3 protein-coding genes are annotated in these 3,112 nt (G+C 53.2%); 1 reads left to right on the top strand and 2 read right to left on the bottom strand.

All coding sequences use genetic code 11. The features are described from left to right. Nucleotides 1-131 precede the first annotated feature (131 nt). Together WG891_RS26490 and WG891_RS26485 are read right to left on the bottom strand one after the other, a co-directional pair. Nucleotides 132-1,493 (bottom strand): NCS2 family permease, encoded by a 1,362-nt coding sequence (locus tag WG891_RS26490; RefSeq protein WP_156294048.1) that lies wholly within the window; start codon nucleotides 1,491-1,493, stop codon nucleotides 132-134. A 328-nt stretch (nucleotides 1,494-1,821) separates the two neighbouring features. Beyond that, nucleotides 1,822-2,490: a glutathione S-transferase family protein gene (locus WG891_RS26485; protein ID WP_076941748.1), complete on the bottom strand. Its 669-nt coding sequence runs from the start codon at nucleotides 2,488-2,490 to the stop codon at nucleotides 1,822-1,824. A gap of 206 nt (nucleotides 2,491-2,696) precedes the next feature. On the opposite strand from WG891_RS26485, the gene bhsA reads away from it, so the two are divergent. Next, nucleotides 2,697-2,957, top strand: a complete 261-nt coding sequence (gene bhsA / locus WG891_RS26480; RefSeq protein ID WP_337265077.1) for a multiple stress resistance protein BhsA — start codon at nucleotides 2,697-2,699, stop codon at nucleotides 2,955-2,957. Nucleotides 2,958-3,112 lie beyond the last annotated feature (155 nt).

Raw genomic sequence — 3,112 nt, 5'->3', positions numbered from 1 at the left:
CCGCGTGCATCAGAAAGCTGTTAACGATATTAAACGCGATGCTGCGAGATAATAGGCAATGGGTGACAAATTAATCATCACCCATTGACTTTAAACACAGCTGCTCTCCCGCAGGAGAGGGCCGATAAAAATCAAATCGCCCAGCCACCGGCATAGAATGCAACCAGCGCGACAGCAATCAGCACGGTACCCAGGTTCAGCTTGCGCCATTCACCCGAGAAGATGCGGCCAATGACCAGGGAACTGAAGCCCAGCATAATGCCAGTTACGATGTTGCAGGTCAGCACGATAAACACCGCACAGAGCAAGCCCGCCATCGCATCAACGAAATCGTTGAAATCCAGCTTGGTTACGTTGCTCAGCATCAGCAACCCCACGTACATCAACGCAGGAGCAGTAGCATAAACCGGCACCAGATAAGACAACGGTGACAGGAACAGGATCAGCAGGAACAAGATCCCGACCACGGTAGCCGTCAGGCCCGTTTTACCGCCTGCTGCCGTCCCAGCGGCTGATTCGATATACACTGCCGCAGGAGAAGCCCCGACCAACCCGGAGAAGATGCTGCTCAGGGAATCTGACGTCAGCGCCTTGCCACCGTTGATGATCTGGCCGTCTTTGTCCAGCAGGTTTGCCTGCCCGGCCACTGCACGGATGGTACCCGTCGCGTCAAATACCGCCGTCATCACCAGCGCCAGCACGCTTGGCAACACTACGGGCTGTAAGGCCCCCATAATATCCAGGCTGAAGATCAGCGATTTACCGTCAGCATCTGCCAGGCTAGGCATAGCGAACAGGCCTTGGTACTTCACCGCCGGGTCAAAAATCAGGCCGATCACGGAAATAGCGATAATCACCAGCAGGATACCACCCGGCACACGCAGTTTTTCCAGGCCGAAAATCACCGCCAGCCCCAGCAACGTCATCACCACCGGGAAAGAGGTGAATGCCCCCAGCGCCACCGGCAGGCCATCCAGCGGGTTTTTCACCACCAGGCCGACACCGTTAGCCGCGATCAGCAGCAGGAACAGACCAATACCAATGCCGGTGCCATGCGCAACGCCCATCGGCAGATTACGCAGGATCCAGGAACGAATGCCGGTCACGGAGATAATAGTGAACAGCACCCCCATCAGGAATACCGCGCCTAACGCGACAGGAATGCTGATGTGCTGGCCCAGTACCAGGCTAAAGGCGGTAAACGCCGTCAGGGAGATCGCACAACCAATCGCCATCGGCAGGTTGGCCCACAGCCCCATCAGCAGAGAACCCAACCCCGCCACCAAGCAAGTGGCCACAAACACGGCGGTTGGCGGAAAGCCCGCTTTGCCCAACATGCTGGGCACCACAATCACCGAATAGACCATCGCCAGAAAAGTGGTTAACCCCGCTACCACTTCCTGACGCACGTTGGTACCCCGTGCAGAAAGTTTAAAATACGCATCAAGCCCGCCTTTAGGTTTCGTGGCGTGGTTCGCTTGAAAATTCGACATGTTGCTATCCCCTGTGTTTCATTGCCATCTGATCTAAATATGGCTTGTTATTCCACTCATGCATGGTCATTACGAAATCGTTTCCGTCACGTTCGCTGTCATACCCTTGTTGAACGCCACAAAAGCGCCGTGTAAAAAAGCAAACGTTTAACTCTTCTTGCATAAAGTGGGTGATTGATGATGCTTTTTGCCTAACCGATCCCAAGCAAAGCCAACGGGGCTAAGGCTTGAAATGTGCAGGCACGATTTGAGGCAAACGATTATCTAGTCTTCTACGCTGTCTGATCAACTAAAGATCGCGACAATCGGCACGAAAAGGCATCGGGGTTCACCCAAGTATCTTCAACGGCCCACCCTGTTGCAGCGCCTGCTGATAGGCTGGCCGAACGTGAATGCGCTGCAGATAGCCCTGCAAGTTTGGGCAACCCTCCAGCCCACCGCGTGCCGCCATGGCCTCCAGCGGGAAACTCATCTGAATATCTGCAGCGCTGAAACGATCACCAGCAAACCAGAGATTGTGGTTTAGATGCTGCTCCAGATAAACGCGGTGGGTGGCAATCTGTTTATCCAGATATTCCTTTTGCACCCCTTTGCCGATCGCTCCCGCCACCGGGCGAATCAGCCACGGGATCGGCGGGTGCCCCAAGCGGCTGAACACTAACTTCATCACCAGCAGCGGCATCAGCGAACCTTCGGCATAATGCAGCCAGTAACGATACTCCTGGCGGGCATGAAAATCGCTGGGCTTGAAGTGCCCCTGCACATCATAGACTTCCTGCAAATATTCAATAATTGCACCAGATTCCGCCAGCGCTAGATCGCCGTCGACAAGCACCGGTGATTTCCCCAGTGGGTGGATCTTTTTCAGTTCCGGCGGTGCCAGCATGGTAGTTTTATCACGCGCGTAGCGCTGTACCCGATAGGGGACACCTAGCTCTTCAAGGAACCACAGAATGCGCTGCGAGCGCGAACTTTCCAGGTGATGGACAACGATCATACGCTTTCTCCGCTAAATAGTTCCGTTAAAGGTAGCGGTGATCTCAACACCCCGCCAATCAGCTCCACGCACACCCCAATTAAATTCAGTTAATTTGATTAAAATAATCAAAACCCTCCGATTTTCCATCTCAGAAAGATCGCCTATTATTCAACTCATCGAGAGGAAACCTCCTCTCCCCTAATAGAAAATCTGAGGACCACACCATGAAAAACATCAAAAATTTTGCTCTTATTCCGCTATTAATTGCGACTTCTTTCGCTAGCGTTGCCGCTGATCAAGTCACCAGCCAATCGGCAGCCGATGCACAAAAAATCGGTGTCGTTTCCGCCAGTGGTGCAAGCAGTCTGAGCGCTCTGGAAGCTGAACTGGCGAGCAAAGCTGAAGCAACTGGTGCCAACTCTTATCGCATCATTTCCGCCGGTGGCCAGAACAAACTGTACGGCACCGCAGAAATCTTCAACTGATCGTCAGGCAGATAACAGACAGAAAAAAAGCCTCTCGCGAGGCTTTCAGATTGATGACAAAGTCCTGGCCGTGAGGCCAGGACTTTGATCTAATAAGGTCAGTGCAAAAAATGGACTGACTGCCATGCTCAAAACACCCTCTCCTCAGCAATATC

This window comes from Serratia sp. MMO-28 (assembly GCF_037199905.1).
Taxonomy (GTDB): domain Bacteria; phylum Pseudomonadota; class Gammaproteobacteria; order Enterobacterales; family Enterobacteriaceae; genus Chania; species Chania oryzae.
Note: the sequence above shows the minus strand (reverse complement) of the source record. Positions and strands in the feature narration are given on the sequence as shown.